This is a genomic window from Agrobacterium sp. ST15.13.015 (assembly GCF_027871645.1).
Classification (GTDB): domain Bacteria; phylum Pseudomonadota; class Alphaproteobacteria; order Rhizobiales; family Rhizobiaceae; genus Agrobacterium; species Agrobacterium leguminum.
In genome coordinates this window covers 250,647-266,114 of the sequence record NZ_JAQAHF010000001.1, presented here as the reverse complement: position 1 = coordinate 266,114, position 15,468 = coordinate 250,647, and the positions used below count along the sequence as shown (strand labels likewise).

General features: G+C 58.4%; 16 protein-coding genes. 10 read left to right on the top strand and 6 right to left on the bottom strand.

Going from position 1 to position 15,468, the window contains the following annotated elements:
* Positions 1-78 precede the first annotated feature (78 nt).
* From lptC to ptsN, 6 genes are all read left to right on the top strand, one after another.
* A complete protein-coding gene (gene lptC / locus PIB16_RS01325; RefSeq protein WP_271044849.1) occupies positions 79-744 on the top strand; it encodes an LPS export ABC transporter periplasmic protein LptC in 666 nt (221 codons plus the stop codon).
* A gap of 13 nt (positions 745-757) precedes the next feature.
* Positions 758-1,321 carry an LptA/OstA family protein gene (locus tag PIB16_RS01320; RefSeq protein WP_003503784.1) on the top strand — a complete coding sequence of 188 codons (564 nt, stop codon included), beginning with the start codon at positions 758-760 and terminating at the stop codon, positions 1,319-1,321.
* Positions 1,322-1,330: 9 nt separating this feature from the next.
* Positions 1,331-2,140: an LPS export ABC transporter ATP-binding protein gene (gene lptB / locus PIB16_RS01315; protein ID WP_003520083.1), complete on the top strand. Its 810-nt coding sequence runs from the start codon at positions 1,331-1,333 to the stop codon at positions 2,138-2,140.
* A 267-nt stretch (positions 2,141-2,407) separates the two neighbouring features.
* Positions 2,408-3,958: an RNA polymerase factor sigma-54 gene (rpoN, locus tag PIB16_RS01310; RefSeq protein WP_271044848.1), complete on the top strand. Its 1,551-nt coding sequence runs from the start codon at positions 2,408-2,410 to the stop codon at positions 3,956-3,958.
* 234 nt (positions 3,959-4,192) lie between these two features.
* Positions 4,193-4,765, top strand: coding sequence for a ribosome hibernation-promoting factor, HPF/YfiA family (gene hpf, locus PIB16_RS01305; RefSeq protein WP_059759321.1), 573 nt, complete (start codon positions 4,193-4,195; stop codon positions 4,763-4,765).
* A gap of 82 nt (positions 4,766-4,847) precedes the next feature.
* The gene (gene ptsN / locus PIB16_RS01300) at positions 4,848-5,309 is read left to right on the top strand and encodes a PTS IIA-like nitrogen regulatory protein PtsN (RefSeq protein ID WP_003503792.1); all 462 of its coding nucleotides are present in this window, start codon (positions 4,848-4,850) and stop codon (positions 5,307-5,309) included.
* A gap of 81 nt (positions 5,310-5,390) precedes the next feature.
* On the opposite strand, the gene grpE is transcribed toward ptsN, so the two are convergent.
* Both grpE and hrcA read right to left on the bottom strand, forming a co-directional pair.
* Positions 5,391-6,026, bottom strand: coding sequence for a nucleotide exchange factor GrpE (gene grpE / locus PIB16_RS01295; protein WP_035259966.1), 636 nt, complete (start codon positions 6,024-6,026; stop codon positions 5,391-5,393).
* Positions 6,027-6,138: 112 nt separating this feature from the next.
* Positions 6,139-7,230 carry a heat-inducible transcriptional repressor HrcA gene (hrcA, locus tag PIB16_RS01290; protein WP_020811203.1) on the bottom strand — a complete coding sequence of 364 codons (1,092 nt, stop codon included), beginning with the start codon at positions 7,228-7,230 and terminating at the stop codon, positions 6,139-6,141.
* Positions 7,231-7,365: 135 nt separating this feature from the next.
* On the opposite strand from hrcA, the gene rph reads away from it, so the two are divergent.
* Genes rph through hemW form a run of 3 tightly spaced genes read left to right on the top strand, consistent with a single transcriptional unit; the run spans position 7,366 to position 9,949 of the window.
* Positions 7,366-8,082, top strand: coding sequence for a ribonuclease PH (rph, locus tag PIB16_RS01285; RefSeq protein ID WP_003503798.1), 717 nt, complete (start codon positions 7,366-7,368; stop codon positions 8,080-8,082).
* Between the two features lie 17 nt (positions 8,083-8,099).
* On the top strand, positions 8,100-8,744 hold the full coding sequence (gene rdgB / locus PIB16_RS01280) for an RdgB/HAM1 family non-canonical purine NTP pyrophosphatase (RefSeq protein WP_065654586.1): 645 nt from the start codon (positions 8,100-8,102) through the stop codon (positions 8,742-8,744).
* A gap of 5 nt (positions 8,745-8,749) precedes the next feature.
* Positions 8,750-9,949: a radical SAM family heme chaperone HemW gene (gene hemW, locus PIB16_RS01275; RefSeq protein ID WP_059759503.1), complete on the top strand. Its 1,200-nt coding sequence runs from the start codon at positions 8,750-8,752 to the stop codon at positions 9,947-9,949.
* Between the two features lie 72 nt (positions 9,950-10,021).
* Here the strand turns inward: hemW and dnaA are convergent, their stop codons facing one another.
* The 4 genes from dnaA to mutM all read right to left on the bottom strand — a co-directional run bounded on the left by dnaA (position 10,022) and on the right by mutM (position 14,514).
* The gene (gene dnaA / locus PIB16_RS01270) at positions 10,022-11,482 is read right to left on the bottom strand and encodes a chromosomal replication initiator protein DnaA (RefSeq protein ID WP_003520091.1); all 1,461 of its coding nucleotides are present in this window, start codon (positions 11,480-11,482) and stop codon (positions 10,022-10,024) included.
* 868 nt (positions 11,483-12,350) lie between these two features.
* Positions 12,351-12,617 (bottom strand): 30S ribosomal protein S20, encoded by a 267-nt coding sequence (gene rpsT / locus PIB16_RS01265; protein ID WP_003493474.1) that lies wholly within the window; start codon positions 12,615-12,617, stop codon positions 12,351-12,353.
* Between the two features lie 195 nt (positions 12,618-12,812).
* Positions 12,813-13,586: an enoyl-CoA hydratase gene (locus tag PIB16_RS01260; protein WP_065654587.1), complete on the bottom strand. Its 774-nt coding sequence runs from the start codon at positions 13,584-13,586 to the stop codon at positions 12,813-12,815.
* Between the two features lie 31 nt (positions 13,587-13,617).
* A complete protein-coding gene (gene mutM / locus PIB16_RS01255; RefSeq protein WP_078051346.1) occupies positions 13,618-14,514 on the bottom strand; it encodes a bifunctional DNA-formamidopyrimidine glycosylase/DNA-(apurinic or apyrimidinic site) lyase in 897 nt (298 codons plus the stop codon).
* Positions 14,515-14,657: 143 nt separating this feature from the next.
* Between mutM and ubiE the strand changes: the two genes are divergently transcribed.
* Entirely contained in the window at positions 14,658-15,434 is a 777-nt protein-coding gene (ubiE, locus tag PIB16_RS01250; RefSeq protein ID WP_003520094.1) for a bifunctional demethylmenaquinone methyltransferase/2-methoxy-6-polyprenyl-1,4-benzoquinol methylase UbiE, read from the top strand.
* Positions 15,435-15,468 lie beyond the last annotated feature (34 nt).

Below are 15,468 nucleotides of genomic sequence, written 5' to 3'. Positions count from 1 at the left end.
CCAAAGACATTTAGATAGAGACACAAGCTTCGATTGTGCGCCACAATGGCGCCCTAGAAGCATTCCGGACCCACTCTTATGCTCGAAAGACTCCGCGAACCCGCGCCAGCATTTTCGCTGCCCAATGACCAGAACGGCGCCTATGACACCGCGCTGCGGCATTCTGCGCGCGTAAAGCGGCTGAAAATCATTCTGCCGCTCGCCGCGGCAATCATTTCGCTCGCCTTCATCGCTGTTTCGGTTATCCGAACCTGGGCGCCCGATGAGGTCTCTCTGGAGAGCGCGCGAATTGAAGACGGCAAGATCGTGATGGAAAAACCCGCTGTTGCCGGCCGCAACGAGAAGGGGATCGATTATTCCATGAACGCCGACCGTGCGTTGCAGGACATCGCCAACCCCAATCTCATGACGCTTGAGAAGGTTCTGGCGGCAGTGCCGGTGAACGACAGTGTCGCGCAGGTGATCGCCCAGGAAGGCATTTTCGACCGGGCGACCAACAAGCTGAAGATGACCGCCCCTTTTGACATCAATCTCAGCAATGGCATACAAGCGAAGTTCCAGTCTGCGGATGTCGATCTGAAGGCCGGAAAAATGAGCAGCCAGGAGCCGGTTTCGATCAAAACAAACGACGGCTCGATTGTTGCGCAATCGATTGACATCGCCGATAATGGCAAGACAATTACATTTTCGGGGCAGGTACGGGCACGTATCGCTGCATCCAATATCAAGAATGAAGGCAAGTGAGAGCCCGGTCCAGATGATGCAAATTTCCCGTCCCGTTTCCCTTGGCAAATCCGCCGGCCTTGCAGCCGCAGGCCTTGTCTTTTCCTGTCTTGCAACTGTGGCTTTCGCCCAGAACACCACCAGCAACATGCAGGGCGTCAAGCTCTCAGGCGACCAGCCGATCGCGATTGAAAGCGATCAGCTCGAGATTCGCGATCAGGAGCGCAAGGCCTATTTCACCGGCAATGTGAAAGTGGTGCAGGGAACGACCACCCTTCAGGCCGGCAAGATGACCGTGAATTACAAGGGCGAGGGTTCTTCGCTCACCAGCGGCGACGCCAATATCGAAAAAATCTTCGTCGACAATAATGTCTACCTGACGTCCGAGACCCAGAAGGCGACGGCCGATCACGGCGAATTCGACATGGCGGCGCAGACCTTCATCCTGACCGGCAAGCAGGTCGTGCTGTCCGAAGGCACGAATGTCTTCACTGGCTGCAAGCTCACCGTTCTGATGAATACGGGACAGGCCAAGCTGGAAAGCTGCGGCGGCCCTGTCCGGATCATGCTCGATCCGAAATCGCAGAAAAAACAGTAGTCTTTCCTCGTGAAGATACCCTCGATCTCAAAGATATTCGGCGGCGGGCGCAGCCGATCCGCGGATGCGGCCTCGCCGGCGGACAAGACCCCCTATCAGGGCACGCTGATCGCGCATGGCCTGACGAAGACCTATAATACGCGCCGTGTCGTCAACGGGGTTTCGCTGGTCGTGCGCCGAGGCGAGGCCGTGGGACTGCTCGGCCCGAACGGTGCGGGTAAAACCACCTGTTTTTACATGATCACGGGCCTGGTGCCCGTGGACACCGGCAAGATCGCTATCAACGGCAATGATGTCACCACCATGCCGATGTATAGACGCGCCCGTCTCGGCGTCGGTTATCTGCCGCAGGAAGCATCGATCTTCCGGGGCTTGACGGTCGAGGAAAACATCCGCGCCGTGCTGGAAGTGCATGAGCCGGACGCTGCCAAGCGCAACCGCAAGCTCGATGAGCTGCTGGAAGAGTTTCATATCGCGCAACTGCGAAAGTCGCCTGCAGTGGCGCTTTCGGGTGGCGAGCGGCGACGTCTGGAAATCGCGCGCGCACTCGCGACCGATCCGACCTTCATGCTGCTCGACGAACCTTTCGCGGGCGTCGATCCGATTTCGGTCAGCGATATCCAGAATCTGGTGAGACACCTGACAGCGCGCGGCATCGGCGTTCTCGTGACCGATCACAATGTCCGTGAAACTCTCGGTCTTATCGACCGCGCCTACATCATCCATGCCGGCGAGGTGCTGACGCATGGACGTCCGGACGATATCGTCAACAATCCGGATGTACGCCGCCTCTATCTCGGCAATAATTTCAGCCTTTGAACGCCTGGAGCGGGATAGCGAAAAGTGTGCGCGGTTTTCGCTTGAAATCCCGCTCTAATTATATGATCTAGATCATGATTTAAGATTTTAGGTCGTTTCCGCCTAAAATCATCATGATCGGCGCGCGAAAGATTCTTCATCGCGCCCCGCCCTGACGCTTGACCAAATGAGATAAAAAAGCAATTTTTGGGCCAAGTTCCATCGTCTCAGTAAAATTTCTGGAAAATAAGGCGATGGAGAAGCTGTAAGGGGAGTTTCGCGTCCGCCATGGCATTGTCTGCCAGCCTTTTGCTGCGTCAAAACCAGTCACTCGTGATGACACCGCAACTGATGCAGTCCATCCAGCTGCTTCAGATGACGCATTTCGAGCTGACGCAGTTCATCGCGCAGGAGGTGGAGCGCAATCCACTGCTGGAAATTGCGGCAAACGATGGCGATTTGAGCAGCGATGCCCCGGCAGAGACGGAGAGTTTCGGCGACGCGGATAGCGAAGGCCCGGACAGATCCGCCACGGTGACGCCTGACAGCGACGACTGGTATGGCGACCGCGCCGCAAATCTCGGCGAGCAACTGGACACCAGCTTCGAAAACGTCTTTCCCGACGATGCCGAGCCCAGAAAGGCCGATGCGCCCGAACTGGCCGGCCAATGGAAATCCATGCCCGGCCAGGAGTCGGGGGAAAGTTACGATCTCGACGATTTCGTCGCGGCCAGCCAAAGCCTCAGCGACCATCTCAATCAGCAACTGCCGCTCGCCATATCCGCCGCCGAAGACCGGATGATCGCCGATGCGCTGATCGGGCAGCTTGACGAGACCGGCTATATTGCGGCGGATGCCGTCGACGACGTCGCCGAACGGCTGGGGGCGGCCCCGTCAGCGGTCGAGCACGTTCTGAAGACGCTTCAGGGCTTCGACCCACCGGGTGTATTCTCCCGTTCCTTAAGCGAATGTCTGGCAATCCAGCTTGCCCAGAAGGACCGGCTCGACCCGGCCATGCGGGCTTTCGTCGACAATCTGGAACTTCTGGCGAAACGCGATTTCGCCTCCCTTAAAAAAATCTGCGGCGTCGATGAGGAAGACCTCCTCGACATGCTGGCGGAAATCCGCACGCTCAACCCCCGCCCCGGCGCGGGTTACGATTCGATGGTTTCGGAGACCATCGTTCCCGACATTATCGTTCGCCCCTCCTCCACCGGCGGCTGGCTGGTGGAAATCAATCCCGAGACCCTGCCGCGCGTGCTCATCAACCAGAGTTATTTCGCCGAGGTGTCGAAACATAAGGCACGTGCAGGCGAGGATCAGGATTTTCTGACTGAGTGCATGCAGACGGCACATTGGCTGACCCGTAGCCTCGATCAGCGCGCCCGGACGATCATGAAGGTCGCGACGGAAATCGTGCGCCAGCAGGACGCCTTTCTCGTCAATGGCGTGGATCATCTGCGCCCGCTGAACCTCAAGACGGTGGCCGACGCCATCAAGATGCACGAATCCACCGTCAGCCGGGTGACATCGAAAAAATACATGCTGACGCCGCGCGGTCTGTTCGAGCTGAAATATTTCTTCAGCGTGTCGATCAGCGCCGTGGAAGGCGGAGACAGCCATTCGGCAGAAGCGGTGCGCCACCGCATCAAGGCCATGATCTCGCAGGAGGCCGCCGAGGCGGTTCTTTCAGACGATGATATCGTCGACAATCTGAAAAAGAGCGGCATCGATATCGCCCGCCGCACCGTCGCCAAATATCGCGAGGCGATGAACATCCCCTCCTCCGTGCAAAGGCGCCGGGAAAAGAAGGCGATGGCCAAGCTGTCCACCTTCTGAGCGGCGGCCGCGATCACGTTTATGGCGGTTTTTTGCCGCACCATTGACTCTTGCCACGGCAAGGGCTAGAAGCCCGCCGCACACGTAAGCAAGGTCATTTGTAACGGATTCATCTCCACCGTCCATGGGCGTAAAATTCGAATGAGGGCTTTTTAAGGTCTTCGAAACGCTTGGATGCGCGCGCGGCTTGACGTAAGCTGGTACTCGCAAATCACTACAAAAAGGAAAATTTCCATGAGTGTGCGTGTATCTGGTAAACATATGGAGATCGGTGAATCTTTCCGTCAGCGGATCGAGGACAATATAGGTCTGGCGGTTACCAAATACTTCGATGGGGGGTATTCAGGCCAGGTGACCGTGGAGAAGTCCGGATCGCGTTTTGCCGCGGACTGCAAGCTGCATCTCGATACGGGCATTGTATTGCATGCGGCGGGTCAGGCAAATGATCCGCAGGCCAGCTTCGATGCCGCCGCAGAGCGGATCGAGAAGCGCCTGCGCCGCTACAAGCGCAAGCTTAAGGACCACCACAATGGTGCGAATGGCGTGTCGCAGGAAATCGCCTATACGGTGATGGATGCTATTCCCGATGAGGACCACGAGGTTCCCGAAGATTACGCACCCACCATCGTAGCGGAGAGTTCGAAACAGATTAAGACAATGTCCGTCGCCAGCGCCGTGATGGCGCTCGACATGACGGACGAACCGGTTCTGCTGTTCCGCAGCCCGGGCAAGGAATATCTCAACATCGTTTACCGGCGTCATGACGGCAATATTGGCTGGATCGACGCGGAAACGATCAAGAGCTGAACAGTCTGACAAGACGTGGGAGGCAGAGCGCGAAAGTGCACCTGCCTCCTGCATCGTCTCGATGGCATGAAGGAAAAAGAGAATGGCGTTGGCAGATTTGCTGCAACAAGATGCGATTATTCCCGCCCTCAAGGTGAATTCCAAAAAGCAGTTGCTTCAGGAGCTGGCCGCAAAGGCAGCCAGAATTACCGGAGTCTCGGAACGGGAAGTTTTCGACGTCATCCTCCAGCGTGAGAAACTCGGCTCCACCGGTGTGGGCCACGGCATCGCCATTCCGCATGGCAAGCTCAACAGCATCCATCAGATCACCGGCGTCTTCGCACGTCTTGAAACACCGGTCGATTTCGAAGCGCTGGACGACCAGCCCGTCGATCTGGTTTTCCTGCTGCTCGCGCCCGAGGGCGCCGGCGCGGATCACCTGAAGGCGTTGTCCAGAATTGCACGCGCCCTGCGCGACCCTGAACTGGTCGCCAAGCTGCGCGCCACCGATTCCGACACCGCAATCTACGCTTTCCTCAATCAGGAGCAGGCGACGGCGGCCTGATCGCGGGCTAACTTCCTCAGTTTAACGGCAATAAAAAACGCGCCCTGAAGGCGCGTTTTTTCTGACGTAAGGATAGATGCCTTACGCGTCCTTTTCATTGAGAGACGAGGTGCCAGGCTCGGCCGATGAGGCAACTTCCGCCTTCGGGCCGCCTTTGGCGACGCCGACCATTGCCGGGCGCAGGACGCGGTCGCCGATGGTGAAACCGGCCTGAACCACCTGCAGCACGGTATTGTTCGGAACTGCCGGATTCGGAATTTCGAACATGGCCTGATGGAAATTCGGGTCGAACTTCTGGCCCTCCGCGTCGATCTTCTTGACACCGTGGCGTTCCAGCGTCGACAGCATCGAACGTTCCGTCATCTCGACGCCTTCGATCAAACCATTGAGACCGGCTTCGCCATTGGTCTTGAGTTCATCGGGAATGGCTTCAAGCGCGCGGCGAAGATTATCCGAAACGGCAAGCATGTCGCGTGCAAAGGCAGCCAGCGAATAGGCCTTGGCGTCCTTGACATCACGCTCGGTGCGGCGGCGAAGATTGTCCATCTCGGCGGCAAGGCGCAGAAATTTATCGCGCAGATCGGCGTTCTCAGCCTTGAGCAGCTCCACCGGATCGGGCTCTGCCGTTTCGGCCTGTTCTTCACCTGCCTGAGCAAGATCGACAAACTCTTCCGCGACGTCCGCGTCAGGTCCGGGCTTTTTTGTATCGTCGGTCATGACGTTCTCCAGATTTGAATATGTTGGTTGCGCCCGATATCGAGCTTTGACGGGCAAAAATCAAGGCTTGCGGCGAAAAGCTTGCCGCATTCCCTAACCTTGCGGGTCTGTCCTATCTCTGCTTGCGGGAAAGGCGGGCCATGATCTGCGCCGTATAGTCCACCATCGGCACGATACGGGCGTAATTCAGCCGGGTCGGGCCAATGACGCCGACCGCACCCACGACACGATTGTCCTCATCGCGATAGGGCGCGACGATCAGCGACGAACCGGAGAGGGAAAACAGCTTGTTTTCCGAGCCGATGAAAATCCTGACCCCCGAGCCGCTTTCCGCGAGATTGAGGATTTCGATGAGATTTTCCTTGCGTTCCAGATCGTCGAACAGCAGGCGCACCCGATCGATATCTTCCTCGCCGGCGAGACCTTCGAGCAGGTTGGAGCGACCGCGAACGATGAGACGACCGAGCTTGCCCTCCTCATTGTCTCCCGCCCATACCGCCAGACCGCGCTCCACGAGGTCCTGCGCCAATATGCCGAGTTCCGATTGCAGTTCCGCCCGCTGCGTCTGGAACTGACCGCGCAACTCATGCAGCGTCTGACCGGAGAGATGGGCATTGATGAAATTCGCCGCTTCGGTCAATTGCGATGAGGAAATGCCGGCCGGCAATTCGATGATGCGGTTTTCGACCTGATTGTGGTCGCCCACCAGCACGGCGAGCGCCTTGGTGGGTTCCAGCCTTATGAATTCGACATGCTTGAGGATGACATCGTTCTTCGCCGTCAATACGAGGCCCGCGCCGCGCGACATGCCGGACAGCATGCGGCTTGCCTCCGTCAAAAGCCCTTCCAGGGACTGTTCGTGGCCGGCGACCGGCCCGATCTGACGGTCGATAGTCGCCCTTTCCTCGGCGGGCAGATCACCCACCTGCATGAAGGCGTCAACAAAGAAGCGCAGCCCCGTCTGGGTCGGCAGGCGACCGGCGCTGATATGCGGCGAATAGATGAGGCCGAGCTCTTCGAGATCGCTCATGACATTGCGGACGGAGGCGGGTGAAAGCGACATCGGCAACAGCCGCGACAGGCTGCGCGATCCGAGCGGCTCACCCGTATCGAGATAACCTTCGACGATGCGCCGGAAAATTTCCCGAGACCGTTCATCCAGCAGCGATGCCTGATCTTTTGATAGCGGTGCGGAAAAACCCATTTCGTCCGTTCTTTGTCGTTCAAACCAGCTCGCATCAATATAATGCGTTGCAACGCCGGGGCAAAATGGAAATTGGCTTTGCAAAAGCCCGGACCTCGCCTTAGAAGGCAGGGACCAACATGGAGAGTGGATCATATGCGGCCTTCAGGCAGAAAAACCGACCAGATGCGCAAGGTTTCCTTCGAGCGCAATTTCTCGAAGCATGCCGAGGGCTCCTGTCTCGTGAAGTTTGGCGACACGCATGTGCTCGTCACCGCAAGCCTTGAAGAAAAGACCCCACCGTGGCTGCGCAACAGCGGCAAGGGCTGGGTCACCGCCGAATATGGCATGCTGCCGCGTTCCACCCATGAACGCATGAAGCGCGAGGCTGCCTCCGGCAAGCAGGGCGGACGCACACAGGAAATCCAGCGCCTCATCGGTCGTTCGCTGCGCGCGGTCGTTGATCTGCAAGCGCTGGGTGAGCGCCAGATCAGCATCGACTGCGACGTGATCCAAGCCGATGGCGGCACCCGCACCGCCTCCATCACCGGCGCGTGGATTGCGCTCCACGATTGCCTGAAATGGATGGAAACCCGTAACATGATCAAGGTCGAGAAGGTTCTGAAGGACCATATCGCCGCGATCTCCTGCGGCATCTTCGCCAACCAGCCGGTGATCGATCTCGATTATCTCGAGGATTCTTCCGCCGAGACCGATGCAAATTTCGTCATCACCGGCTCCGGCGGCATCGTCGAGGTTCAGGGCACGGCGGAAGGCGCGCCCTTCTCCGAGGAAGAATTCCTGACGCTGCTCGGTCTTGCCAAGGCCGGTTGCAGCGAACTGGTCGCCCTTCAGAAACAGGCGATCGCCTGAGCCGACAGGAAAGCACCATGCGCAAGCTCGATACCAGAACGATCGTCGTCGCCAGCCATAACAAGGGCAAGATCGCCGAAATCGCCGATCTGATCGGGCCTTTCGGCTTTTCCGCCAAATCGGCGGCGGAGCTGAATTTCGAAGAGCCGGATGAGACGGGTACGACCTTCGAGGAAAATGCCGCCATCAAGGCGCTTGCCTCCGCGAAGGCATCGGGTCTTCCGGCTTTGTCCGACGATTCCGGTCTGGTTATCGATGCGCTGGATGGTGCGCCGGGTGTCTATACCGCCAATTGGGCGGAAACGGCCGATGGTACCCGGGACTTCGCCATGGCGATGCAGAAGGTTGAGGATGCGCTGGCCGAGCGAGGAGCTTCGAAGCCGGAAGATCGCACCGGCCGTTTCGTCAGCGTGCTGTGTCTCGCCTGGCCGGACGGGCATGTCGAATATTTCCGTGGCGAGGTAGAAGGCACGGTGGTGTGGCCGCCGCGCGGAACGAGCGGTTTCGGGTATGATCCGGTCTTCAAACCGGAGGGATACGACACCACATTCGGCGAGATGAGCGCGGATGAAAAACACGGCTGGAAACATGGTGACGCCTTCGCGCTTTCCCACCGTGCCCGGGCGTTTAAAAAATTCGTAGAAACCTGCCTGGAGGCATGAACCCGATGGTCGGGGAGCATCAACTTTCTGCCCCCGGCGCGTCGCTTTTGCCGGATACGGGCGATCCCGGTTTCGGGATCTATCTGCATTGGCCCTTCTGTGCGGCCAAATGTCCCTATTGCGATTTCAACAGCCATGTCCGCCACCGGCCGGTGGATCAGGAACGGTTTACGGCGGCCTTTCTCCGTGAAATGGAACATATGCGGACGCTGAGCGGCCCGCGTGTTGTGACCAGCATTTTCATGGGCGGTGGCACGCCATCATTGATGGACCCGCAGACGGTCGCGGCACTTCTCGATGGTGTCTCGCGCTTCTGGCATGTGCCGGATGGTATCGAGATCACCATGGAAGCCAACCCTTCCAGCGTCGAGGCGGAACGTTTTCGCGGTTACCGCGCGGCGGGCGTCAACCGTGTCTCGCTCGGCGTACAGGCGCTGAACGACCGGGACCTGAAGTTCCTCGGCCGCCTGCATGATGTTGCCGATGCTTTGAAAGCCATCCGGCTGGCGCGGGAGATTTTTCCGCGCATGTCCTTCGATCTCATCTATGCCCGCCCGAACCAGACGGTGGCCGAATGGGACGCAGAGCTGAAAGAGGCTGTCTCCTACGCTGTCGACCATCTTTCGCTCTATCAGCTGACCATCGAGGAAGGCACACCCTTCTACGGGCTGCACAAGGCCGGCAAGCTCATCGTGCCGGATGGCGAACATTCGGCTGTGCTTTATGAGGCGACGCAGGAAATCACCGAGCGTTACGGCATGCCGGCCTATGAGGTTTCCAACCATGCCCGGCCGGGTGCTGAAAGCCGCCACAACCTGACCTACTGGCGTTATGGCGATTATGCCGGCATCGGCCCCGGCGCGCATGGACGCCTGACGAGAGGCGCTTCCAAGCTCGCAACCGCCACCGAGCGCCACCCGGAAAACTGGCTCGAAACCGTTGAGCGGGAAGGCCACGGCATGGTCGATCAGGAGCTGCTTGGCGTCGATGAGCAGGCCGATGAATTGCTGCTGATGGGACTTCGCCTGCGCGAAGGTATCGATCTCGCCCGCTGGAGCGACCTTTCCGGCCGCGATCTCGATCCGGAAAAGGAGGAATTCCTCCTCCAGCACGGTTTCGTGGAGAGGCTCGGCAATTCCCGCCTGCGCTGCACGCCGTCCGGCATGCTTATTCTGGACGCGGTGGTGGCCGATCTCGCCTGCTGACGCCAGCCTCCACCCCAGCTTTAGCCCAATAGACAAGACGACAATAAAAAAGCGACCCGAAGGCCGCTTTTTTCATGCGTTGTTTTCGTTGATCAGGCGTTTCAACAGCTCAACCTCATGGCCGAGCTTGGTGTCGCCGGAAATCAGTTCCTCGATCTTGCGCACGGCATGCAGAACCGTGGTGTGATCGCGACCGCCGAAACGGCGACCGATCTCGGGGAAAGAACGCGGCGTCAGCATCTTTGCCAGATACATGGCGATCTGGCGCGGCTTGACGATGACGCGGGTGCGGCGGTTGGACACCAGCTCCTGTCGCGACACATTATAGTGCTTGGCGACGATGCGCTGAATATCCTCGATGCGTACACGCTTGGCCTCACCCGTTCCGACGAGATGCGACAGCAGCTCATCGACACGATCAACCGAAAGGTTCGGCTCGAAAGAGCGACGGAACATCAGCTGATTGAAGGCGCCTTCAAGCTCGCGTCCGCTTGCCGTCACGCTCTTGGCCACATGGGTCAGGATTTCATCCGAAATCTCGAAGGACGGATCGTCCTGGCGTGCCGAGCCGAGGCGGCGGTTGAGCATTTCATAGCGCATGTCGTAGTCGGGACCTTCGATCTCGATGGCCATGCCGCCCTGAAGGCGGGAACGGACACGCGGATCGAGCGATTCCAGCTCCCATGGCGCACGGTCAGCAGCGACCACGACCTGCTTGGCGCTGTCGAGCAGCATGTTCAGCAGATGGCAGAATTCGTGCTGGATCATCTTACCCTGCAGAAACTGCATGTCGTCGATGACGAGCAGGTCGATATTGCGCAGCGTATCCTTCAGAGTCAGCGCGTCATTATCGCGGATCGCGGTTGCGAAACGCCACATGAAATATTCGGCCGTCAGATAGACCACGCGCGGATTGCGCGGGCTGTCTATGGCGGCATTGGCGATTGCCTGCAGAAGATGCGTCTTGCCGAGGCCGACACCCGCATGGATGAACAGCGGATTGAAGCGCACGGCGCCGGCACCGGCTTCGGCGATCGTCTTTGCCGCCGCAAGCGCGACGCGGTTGGACGAGCCTTCGACAAAGGTATCGAAGGTGAAACGTGTGTCGAGCGGCGAACCGAACAACGGCCCGGAACCGCCCTGACGCAGGGTCGCCTGCGAAGCCGCAGGCTGTGCGGCAGGCGTCGCCGGCTGCGACGGAATGAAGGACTTGTTACGCTGAACCGCGCCGACTTCCGGAACGGGCTGCGCCCTTTCCTCTGTCTGTGCCGGACGGACCGGGCGGCTGGCCGAGCGGACCAGAATCTCCACCTTCAGCACATCCGGATCCTCGCTCTGGACGAGGTTCGTGATCAGATCCATGTAACGGTTGTTGATCCAGGACTTCAAAAAGGTCGTCGGAACGGTAAAACGGACGACGCTTTTCGAAACGGAATGGAGTTTGAGCCGTGCAAACCAGCTTGCATAGACCTCCGGACCAACCTGTGCCTTGAGCCGCGCGCTAAAACGTTCAAACAGCGCATCGTGCGTCATTGCCGATTTGTCCCCTGCCGCATCTGAGCAAGCTGCATCACGCGTCTTCGGTGCGCGGTCCCCATCAGCCACCGCACCCATCGCCAAATTCAATTGCATATTGCCGCCTTTCAAATTGCCAATCATAGCCTGACGATCAAAGATCGATCGCCAGAGATCCCCCTCGTATATTTTTGCCTCCAGCGTTCCCCTCGAAAGAACGTCAAAGGCGACTACTCGTTTGCGAGCCGGTTATCCCATTTCCCTCCCCCTCATGGAGAGGCCTGCGACACGCTAAAACGCTCCTTTCGTTACAACCTTAAGGCGCACCCTTGAGGACAAAAGCTCCCGCCCGTTCCGGAGACCGAAACGGCACAAAAAGCTCCATGACCTGAAAAAACGGACCCCGAAAGACCCGCCAGCAAGAAGGTGAATATCGTCGATACGATCATCGAGATAATCTGTGGACTGAGATCCGCACCCCTTGTTGAAATGCATTTAGGCAGGATCGTGGGGAGAGATCAATGGCGTTTTTTCTGCAAAAACTCAGATCGGCCATTGACTCGCAAAGGCCGTTTTGCATCACCGACAGGGTGCGAAGCAGAATCGCTTATGAATCAATGAGATTCAATTTTGGCAATTTTTGAGAGCTGATTTTGGCAAAAAAATAAAAATCTTCTTGACTCAAAACTGGCCGCGACTTCCGTAGAGAAAGCCCCCGAGTTTTCCAGAGACCTCCAGCAAGCTGTTGTTTTTACTGCAAATTTCCTGTCGTCCATCTGACATGCGTTTGTCACGTTACGGCAGCAATGGTTAACGGGCAGTTAGAATCACAAAAAGCCCGGTCAAAAGACCAGGCTTTTTGAATAATTATTTGTGATTAGCCGGATTAGGCGGAAAGAGCCTTAACGCGCTGTGCGAGACGCGACACCTTGCGGGATGCGGTGTTGCCGTGCAGCACGCCCCGGGTGGCGGCGCGCTGGATCTCGGGCTGAGCTGCCTTCAGAGCTTCGGTAGCGACTGCGAGATCACCGGAAGCGATGGCTTCCTCGACCTTGCGGATGAAGCCGCGAACGCGCGAACGGCGAGCCTTGTTGACTGCGGTACGGCGAGCGATCTTGCGGGTCGCCTTTTTCGCCGAAGTTGTATTGGCCATGTATGCCTCTCTTCGAATTCAAACCAAATTCCGCAACCATAGGATCGGGTCGTTCGAAGACCTCACGTAACCCAAGAATGCGGGAGTAATTTCGGACAAGCCGGATGGCTTTCCTTAACCGTGGGCGGGCATATACCGCTAAAGCTTACGCCCGTCAACGCGCAAAACGCTTAAAAGCGCCGATATTCCGAATCCTTAGCGATTCCGGAAAGCGGGTTTGCGCTTTTCCACGAAGGCGGCCATGCCCTCCTTCTGATCCGCTGTCGCAAAGAGCGACTGGAAGGATCGTCTTTCATATCTCAGTCCTTCCGCAAGCGGCACCTCGAAGGAGCGATTGACGCTTTCCTTGGCCATGAGAACGGAAGCACGCGACAGGGAAGCGATGCGGGTTGCCGCCTCCACCGCCTCGTCCATGAGATTTGCAGCCGGCACGACACGCGACACGAGACCGGCCCGCTCAGCTTCCGCCGCATCCATCATGCGCCCGGTCAGAACCAGGTCCATGGCCTTCGCCTTGCCGACCGCCCGTGTCAGCCGCTGCGAGCCGCCCATGCCCGGAATGACCCCGAGGGTGATTTCCGGCTGGCCGAATTTTGCCGTGTCCGAAGCGATGATGAAATCGCACATCATCGCCAGTTCGCAGCCGCCGCCAAGCGCAAAGCCGGATACGGCGGCGATGACTGGCTTGCGGGTGGCCGCAACCTCGTCCCAGCCGCCGAGAAAATCACCGACATAGGCATCGACGAAATCCAGCCCCTGCATTTCCTTGATATCGGCGCCTGCCGCAAATGCCTTTTCCGAACCGGTAATAATGATCGCACCGATGGAATCATCGGCGGAAAACGAAGACAGAATGTGCCGCAGCTCTTTCAGAAGCACCGAATTGAGAGCGTTGAGCGCCTTGGGGCGGTTGAGGGTGATGACACCCACCTCATCGCGTTTCTCGACCAGTATCGTTTCATAGTCCACGGCAATCTCCCCTTCCGGCACTCCGGCTCCGTTACTTCTGGCAGGCGGCGCAATAAAAGGTCGAACGACCGGCCTGCACCACCCTTTCAACCGTACCCCGGCAGCCGGGCGTCCGGCAAGGCTGGCCTTCCTGATCGTAGACCGAAAAGGAATGCTGGAAATAACCGAGCGTTCCGTCCGTCTGTATATGGTCTCGCAATGAGGAGCCGCCAGCGGCGATCGCATCCGCGATCACGTCGCGGATTTTCTCCGTCAGATCGACGAGCTGCGCTTTGGGCTTGCCACCTTTCGTCACCAGCGTCCCCGCCGCCCGCAAAGGCGAAAGATGCGCGCGCCACAGCGCCTCGCAGACATAGATATTGCCGAGACCGGCAATGACCTTCTGGTCGAGCAATGTGCTTTTCAGGGGCTGGCTTTTGCCTTCAAACCGGCTCGCCAGATAATCCGCGCTCAGCGCATTGCCTGTCGGCTCCGGGCCGAGCTCGGCAAAAGCGGGGTAAAGGTCGAGCTTGTTGCGCTCCACCAGATGCATGAAGCCGAAGCGGCGCGGATCATTATAGATGACGCAGACGCGCTTTTCTCCTTTATCCAGATGAAAGACGACATGGTCATGCTTGCCGTCCTTGGAACGGGCATGGTGAAACACGCCGGGAGCATCGCCGGCCTCATCTGCCTCCGCCTCGATACGGAACGAGCCGGACATGCCGAGGTGGGAAACGATGGTCAGCCCATCCTCCAGTTCGATCAGAAGATATTTCGCCCTGCGCCCGAGCGACAGGATCGTCTTGCCTTCGATAAGCGCTGCGAAATCCTGCGGAAATGGAAAGCGCAAATCGGGGCGGCCGAGATGGAGCCTGCGGACCCTTGCGCCTTCCATGGCGGGCGCAAGGCCGCGTCTGACGGTTTCGACTTCTGGCAGTTCTGGCATCTGGCTTATCCGACAGTTTATCGTTAGGACCATGTGGTCTATACAGTGCACGCGAAATGTCGCGCCCAGGCGATGCGGCAACAGATAGCGTTGCCATGGCGTTTCCGCTATGGTCCGCCACGCAATAAATATGGAGACAGACGATGACCGACGCCCGTACCACTGCCCAAGGCGGCATGGAAACGTCCTATGGCTTCCACAAGGTGGACGAAGGCAAAAAGCAGGGGCTGGTCAACGAAGTCTTCCACAAGGTGGCCAAACGCTACGACATCATGAACGATGTGATGTCGGCCGGCCTGCACCGGCTGTGGAAAGACGCCATGGTCTCTTCGCTTTCGCCGCGCAAGGATGCGTCCTACAAGGTTCTGGATGTTGCCGGCGGCACCGGCGATATCGCCTTCCGTATCATCGAAGCCTCCAACCGCCTGGCGCATGCCACCGTTCTCGACATCAACGGCTCGATGCTTGCCGTCGGCGAAGAACGCGCGGCAAAAAAGAAGCTTTCCGACAATCTGACCTTCGTCGAGGCCAATGCCGAGGAACTGCCTTTTGAGGCAAACAGTTTCGACGCCTATACGATTGCCTTCGGCATCCGCAACGTGCCGCGCATCGACGTCGCGCTGAAGGAGGCGCATCGCGTGCTGAAGCGCGGCGGACGGCTGCTGGTGCTGGAATTTTCCGAGGTAGAAATGCCGTTGCTTGACCGCGTTTACGACGCCTGGTCGTTCAACGCCATCCCGCAATTCGGCAAGATGATCACGGGTGACGCCGAGCCCTATCAATATCTGGTCGAGTCGATCCGCAAATTCCCCAATCAGGAGGATTTCGCGACGATGATCCGCACCGCCGGCTTCTCCCGCGTCACCTATACCAATTACACCGGCGGCATCGCCGCCCTGCATTCCGGCTGGAAGCTTTAAGACCATGGCCGGCAGACGCAGGAGACAAGCATAA